This window comes from Actinosynnema sp., assembly GCF_052038725.1.
Genome location: NZ_JBQGCX010001132.1, coordinates 1 through 5,726, shown reverse-complemented (window position 1 = coordinate 5,726; position 5,726 = coordinate 1). Strand labels below are relative to the sequence as shown.

Genomic DNA, 5,726 nt, shown 5'->3' with positions numbered 1-5,726 from the left:
ACGGCGTTCCTGCTGGCGGAGGAGATCCACGCGTCGGGCGTGCTGGCGACGGTGGTGTGCGGGCTGCTGGTGAGCCAGACCGGGCCGCGCTGGTTCTCGGCCAGGACCCGGTTGCAGTCGCGCGGCTTCTGGCAGCTGGGCGCGTTCCTGCTCAACGGCGCGCTGTTCGTGCTGGTCGGCCTGCAGCTGCGGGACGCGGTGGCGGACGCGCGCACCTGGCGGGCGCTGCTGGCGGTCGTGCTGGTGTCGGCGACGGTGATCGGGGTGCGGCTGCTGTTCTTCAACACCGTGCCGTACCTGGTGCGGCTGCTGGACCGCAGGCCCGCGCAGCGGGACCGGCGGATGGGGTTCCGGGAGCGGCTGCCGGTGGCGTGGGCGGGTTTCCGGGGCGGGGTGTCGCTGGCGGCGGCGCTGGCCGTGCCGCTGACCGTGCAGGACGGCGGGGCGTTCCCGGAGCGGGAGCTGCTGGTGGTGGTGACGTTCGGGGTGATCGTGGCGACCACGCTCGGGCAGGGCCTCACCCTGCCGCTGGTGCTGCGGTGGGCGCGGCTGGGTGAGGACGAGGCGCGGCCCGCCGAGCTGCTGCTGGCCGAGCGCACCGCCGGCGAGGCCGGGCTGGCGGCGCTGGACGAGGCGGCGCGGGCGCTGGACGCGCCGCGGGACGTGGTGGAGCGGGTGCGCGGGGAGATCCGGCGGCGGCTGGAGTCGTTGGAGGCCATGGGGGTCGACGGGGCTCCGGTGGAGAACCCGCTGCTGGGCGACGACTACGCGGCGCTGCACCTGGCGCTGCTGGAACCCAAGCGGGCGGCGGTGGTGCGGTTGCGGGACGAGCGGCTGGTGGACGACCTGGTGCTGCTGCGGATGCAGACCCGGTTGGACGTGGAGGAGGTGCGGTTGTCGGCGGCGCTGGAGGAGGAGCTGGAGTGAGGCCCCTCAGCGGGCGGCTCGTGCTGTGGCGCCCGGTGCCGCGGTGGTGGGCGTCGCGGTGGCGGGCGTCGCGGTGACCAGCCGGGACGCCCCCGCCGCCGCGAGCGCGAACACCAGCGCCTCGTAGGCCATCGCCGCCGGGAAACCGCCTGCGGCGTGGGCGGTCCCGGCGAGCGCGACGCCGACCGTGCCGCCGAGCTGCTGCGCGGTGGGCAGCAGGCCCGCGACGGAGGCCGCCGCCGGTTCCGGGGCCCTGGAGAGCACCAGCGCGAACACCGTCGAGGTGACCAGCCCGAACGCGGCTCCGCCCAGCGCGAGCGGCGCGGGGCCGGGCGGGAGCGCGGTGAGGGCGGCGGTGACCAGGGCCAGCGCGGCTGCCGCGGCGGGGGTGGTGCGGCGGCGCTCGGCCAGCGCGGGGGCGAGCGCGCTGCCGAGGACGGCGGCGAGCGCGTACGGGGTGTTGACCAGCGCGGCCTGCAGCGGCGTGCGGCCCTGCTCCTGCAGGTGCAGCAGCACCAGGTAGGTCAGCGAGGGCACGCCGGCGTTGAACACCAGCACGACCAGCACGCCGGTGCGGGTGGCGCGGTGGCGCAGCGCCTCCGGGTGCACCAGCGGGTCGGCGCGGAGGCGTTGGGAGAGCAGGAAGGCCGCGCCCAGGAGGACGGCCGCGCCGAGCGAGGCGAACGCCCAGGGCGGCCACCCGGCCTCCGGGCCGACGGCCAGCGGCAGCACGAGCGCGGCGCAGCACGCGGCGACCAGCGCGGCGCCGAGCGCGTCGACCCGTTGCGGCGCCTGGGTTTTGCCGCTCCGGGTCCGCCTGGTCTCGGGCAGCAGCGCGGAACCGGCGAGGGTGGCGAGCGCGACCGGGAGCTGCGCCAGGAACAGCGCGCGCCAGCCGAGTCCGAGCGGGTCGGCGGCCAGCAGCGCGCCGCCCAGCACCGGGCCGATCGCCGAGGCCGTGCCGATCACCGCGCCGAACGCGGCCAGCGCGCGGCCGTGCCGGTGGGCGGGCAGGGCGGTCCGGATGAGCGAGAACACCTGGGGCGCGGCGATCCCGCTGCCCGCGCCCTGCAGGTGCCGGGCCGCCACCAGCGCGCCCGTCGACGGCGCGACCGCGCAGGCGGCCGTGGCCAGGGCGAACAGGGCGGCGCCGAGGGCGAACAGCGCGCGGTGGCCGACGCGGTCGCCGAGCCTGGCGGAGGCGATGAGCGGGCAGGCGTGGCCGAGGGTGAACGCGGCCAGCACCAGGTGCGCGGCGCCCGGACCCGCGCCCAGGTCGGCGCGCAGCGCGGGCGCGGCGACCTGGACGAGGGTGACGTTCAGCAGTTGGGCGAAGGTGGCCGACAGCACCACCGGCAGCAGCGCCCGTCGCCGCCGTTCCGGGTTCACGCCAGGTCCACCAGGTGGCGGGCCAGCTCCTCGGGGCGGGTGGCGAACGGGCTGTGCCCGCCGGGCAGGGTGCGCACGGCGAACGGGTGCTCGGGGAACGCCTCGTCGGCCTCGCGGATCATCAGGTCCTGCGCGGCGGCGGTGAGGGCGCGGTCGTCGGCGCAGCGCAGGAACGCCCTGGGCACGCTCCCCCAGCGGCGCGCGGTGACCGGGACCGGGGCCTGCAGGGACGCGAGCTGCTCGTCCGGGGTGAGCGCGAGCCGCCAGGGGCCGAACTCGCGCTCGTCCAGGTCGCCGCAGAACGCCTCGCGCAGCGCGTCCACGTAGGACTTGTCGGTGGACAGCGGGTTGATGCGGAACGCGCCGACCCGGTCGGGGTCGCCGACGCGCAGGGCGCCGGAGAGGGCGGCGGCGTTCTCGGGCGTGGCGGTGTAGTCGGTGAAGCGGGGGCGGGCGGGGACGAACGCGGTGAGGTAGACGAGGCGGTCGACCAGGGCGGGCGCGCGCTCGGCGGCGAGGGAGGCCGGTCCGCCGCCCGCGCTGTGCGCGACGAGCACGACCCGGCCGTGGCGGCGCGCGGCGGCCAGCGCGTCGAGCACCGCGTCGGCGGAGTCCTGGGCGGAAAGCCCTGCCACGGCTGAGGGTTCGGTGGTCAGCCCCGGCTGTCCGGGGAGCAGGTAGCCGGACGGCAGCGGCGCGCCGAGCCCGTGGCCGGGCAGGTCGACGGCGGCGCTGTGCGCGCCGAGGCGGGCGAGCGCGCGGCGGGTCGGGCCCCACTGGGCCGCGCCGTGCCAGGCGCCGTGGACGAGGACGAAGGTGGTCGGTTCGGTCACGGGCCCAGCCCACCAGCCGGGAATGCCGCGGCGCCGCGCCATGTCTGAACCGGTGTCCGGTGATACCCGCGGGGTATGGGGGGTTCTGGTGGAGGCACGGCACCTGAGGTACGCGCTGGCGCTGGCCGAGCAGCAGCACTTCGGCCGCGCGGCGCGGGTCCTCGGCATGGCGCAGCCGCCGCTGTCGCGCCAGATCGCCTCGCTGGAGAAGGAGGTCGGCGCGCGGTTGTTCGACCGGACGCCGCGCGGGGTGTTCCCGACGGCGGCGGGCGAGGCGTTCCTGGCGCGGGCGCGGCGGGCGCTGGCGGAGCTGGGCGCGGCGGCGGTGGACGCGGGGCGGGCGGACCGGGGCGAGACGGGGCGGTTGCGGCTGGGGTTCGTGGCGTCGGCCCTGCTGGAGCCGCTGCCGGGGGTGCTGGGGCCGTTCGGGCGGCGGCACGCGGACGTGCGGTTGGAGCTGCGGGAGACCGCGAGCGCGCGGGGGGTGGCCGAGCTGGTCGCCGGTGAGCTGGATGTGGTGTTCGGGCTGGGGCGGCCGAGGGGTCGCGGGGTCGGGGACCTGGTGTCGGTGGTGGTGGGGCGGGACGCGCTGGTGGCCGTGGTGGGGGCGGGGCACCCGTGGGCGGGGGTGGCGTCGGTGGGGCTGGGGCAGTTGCGGCGTCAGCGGTTGATCGTGTCGCCGGGGGCGGAGGAGCCCGCGGTGGACGCGTGGTTGCGCGGGCTGCTCGGCGAGGAGGCGCTGGCGGGGGCGGTCCGGGCGCGGGACGTGCACACGATCATCGGCATGGCGGCGTGCGGTGTCGGGGTGGGGCTGGGGCCGGAGCGGATGCGGGTGGCGGAGCGGGCGGGGGTGTGGTTCTGCGCGGTGGAGCCGGTGGTGGAGCTGCCGGAGCTGGTGCTGTCGTTCCGGGCCGGGGACGACTCGCCGGTGCTGGCGGCGTTCCTGGCGGTGGTGCGCGAGCGCTGCCCCGGCGTGGCGGCGCGGTTGGCGCGGGTGGGGGGCCGGTGAAATTCGGTGTACTCCGCGTAGCGGCGGCGACTACGTTTCGGCGCCATCGACACAGGAGGGGTGATGGTCCAGAAGACGAACAGGCCGCCGAGGCGCACGCCGCAGGAGAAGAAGCGGTTGAGCTACGCCAAGGACGGCAGGAACACCTACGGCCAGAACGACAAGGCGTCGCGCCGCGGCGTCCGGCGCCGCAAGGCCACCGCGCACCGGGCCCACCGGCACAGCGCGGACCGGGTGCTGCGCGGCGCGCTCGGCCCCGTGGACGCCGAGCGCGCGGACCTGGTCGGCCAGGACGTGCAGTCCCTGCGCCGCAAGCCGTTCGCCAAGGCCCCGGACACCCCGCTGGGCGAGTTCGTGGAGGCCCGCCTGCGCCGGAGGGTGGCGCTGGGAATCGACGCCGAGGTGACCGCGCTGACCCGCATCGCCCACGTCCGAGGCCGCCGGGGCCTGGCGGCCTGACAGCACCGCGGGGGGCGCCCACGCGCCCCCTCGATCATCTTCCGGGCCTCGTCCGCCCGGCGCTTTCCCCCGAACCCCGCTGGTGGAGCTCCCGCTCCCGGCGGGGTTCTCCCGTCGGTCGAGCGCGCGGGCGCGCGGGGCGGGATGATCCGGGGCATGTCGTGGCAGAGGTTCGTCGACACCGCGCTGGACCGGTCGCTGCTGGGCTACACGCGCGTGGGGTGCGCGGTCCGGCGGGCGTGGTGGCCCCCGGACGCGCCCGCCGGGGCGCTGGCGGGGCGGGTCGTCGTGGTGACCGGGGCCAAGGCCGGGCTCGGGTTCGCCACCGCGCTGGGGTTGGCGCGGTTGGGGGCGTCGCTGCGGCTGGTGGTGCGCGGTGACGGCGGGCGGGCGCGCGAGCTGATCAGGCGGGCCGTGCCGGGGGCCGACGTGAGCGTGGACCGGTGCGACGTGAGCCTGCTGTCCGAGGTGCGCGACCTCGCGGCGGGCCTGGGGCGGGTGGACGTGCTGGTGCACAACGCGGGCGTGATGCCGTCCGCGCGGACCGAGACGGCCGAGGGCAACGAGGTGATGCTGGCCACCCACGTGCTCGGCCCGCACCTGCTGACGTCCCTGCTGCGCGACCGGCTGCCGGTGGGCGCGCGGGTGATCTGGGTGGCGTCGGGCGGGATGTACGCGCAGCCGCTGGTCGTGGACGACCTGCAGTACGAGCGCGGGGAGTACCGGCCGACGACCGGGTACGCGCGCACCAAGCGGATGCAGGTGGTGCTGGCGCGGCTGTGGTCGCAGCGGCTGGATGGCGTCGCCGTGCACTCGACGCACCCCGGTTGGGCGAACACGGGCGGGGTGGCGACGTCGCTGCCGCGGTTCCACGCGGTGACCAGGCCGCTGCTGCGCTCGCCGGAGCGCGGGGCGGACACGGTCGTGTGGCTGGCGGCGGCGAAGGAGCCGGGGTGGAGCACGGGGTTGCTGTGGCACGACCGGGAGGTCCGGCCGCTGCACTACCTGCGGTCCACGTACGAGCGGTCGCAGCGGCCGGGCGCGCTGTGGGACGGGGTGGAGGCGTTGACGAGGTGACCGCAATAGTGCGCTGACCGTCGACCGCATTA

At 77.3% G+C, this 5,726-nt stretch carries 6 protein-coding genes; 4 read left to right on the top strand and 2 right to left on the bottom strand.

Annotation, left to right across the window (positions count from 1 at the left end):
- A partial coding sequence (locus ACTUAL_RS23890) for a cation:proton antiporter domain-containing protein (RefSeq protein ID WP_440901821.1) occupies positions 1-927 on the top strand: 927 nt, incomplete at its 5' end.
- A gap of 6 nt (positions 928-933) precedes the next feature.
- Here ACTUAL_RS23890 and ACTUAL_RS23885 read toward each other — a convergent pair.
- The gene (locus ACTUAL_RS23885; protein ID WP_440901820.1) at positions 934-2,316 is read right to left on the bottom strand and encodes an MFS transporter; all 1,383 of its coding nucleotides are present in this window, start codon (positions 2,314-2,316) and stop codon (positions 934-936) included.
- Positions 2,313-3,149 (bottom strand): alpha/beta fold hydrolase, encoded by an 837-nt coding sequence (locus ACTUAL_RS23880; protein ID WP_232519989.1) that lies wholly within the window; start codon positions 3,147-3,149, stop codon positions 2,313-2,315. The genes ACTUAL_RS23885 and ACTUAL_RS23880 overlap by 4 nt, the downstream gene beginning before the upstream one ends.
- An 88-nt stretch (positions 3,150-3,237) precedes the next feature.
- On the opposite strand from ACTUAL_RS23880, the gene ACTUAL_RS23875 reads away from it, so the two are divergent.
- The 3 genes from ACTUAL_RS23875 to ACTUAL_RS23865 all read left to right on the top strand — a co-directional run bounded on the left by ACTUAL_RS23875 (position 3,238) and on the right by ACTUAL_RS23865 (position 5,694).
- Entirely contained in the window at positions 3,238-4,158 is a 921-nt protein-coding gene (locus ACTUAL_RS23875) for a LysR family transcriptional regulator (RefSeq protein ID WP_440901819.1), read from the top strand.
- A 63-nt stretch (positions 4,159-4,221) separates the two neighbouring features.
- On the top strand, positions 4,222-4,617 hold the full coding sequence (locus tag ACTUAL_RS23870) for a hypothetical protein (protein WP_096495849.1): 396 nt from the start codon (positions 4,222-4,224) through the stop codon (positions 4,615-4,617).
- Between the two features lie 156 nt (positions 4,618-4,773).
- Positions 4,774-5,694 (top strand): SDR family NAD(P)-dependent oxidoreductase, encoded by a 921-nt coding sequence (locus ACTUAL_RS23865; protein WP_440901818.1) that lies wholly within the window; start codon positions 4,774-4,776, stop codon positions 5,692-5,694.
- Positions 5,695-5,726 lie beyond the last annotated feature (32 nt).

Excerpts from the sequence above, each read along its gene's own strand:
- ACTUAL_RS23870 (WP_096495849.1), top strand. The coding sequence starts at position 4,222 with ATGGTCCAGAAGACGAACAGGCCGCCGAGGCGCACGCCGCAGGAGAAG.
- ACTUAL_RS23865 (WP_440901818.1), top strand. The coding sequence starts at position 4,774 with ATGTCGTGGCAGAGGTTCGTCGACACCGCGCTGGACCGGTCGCTGCTG.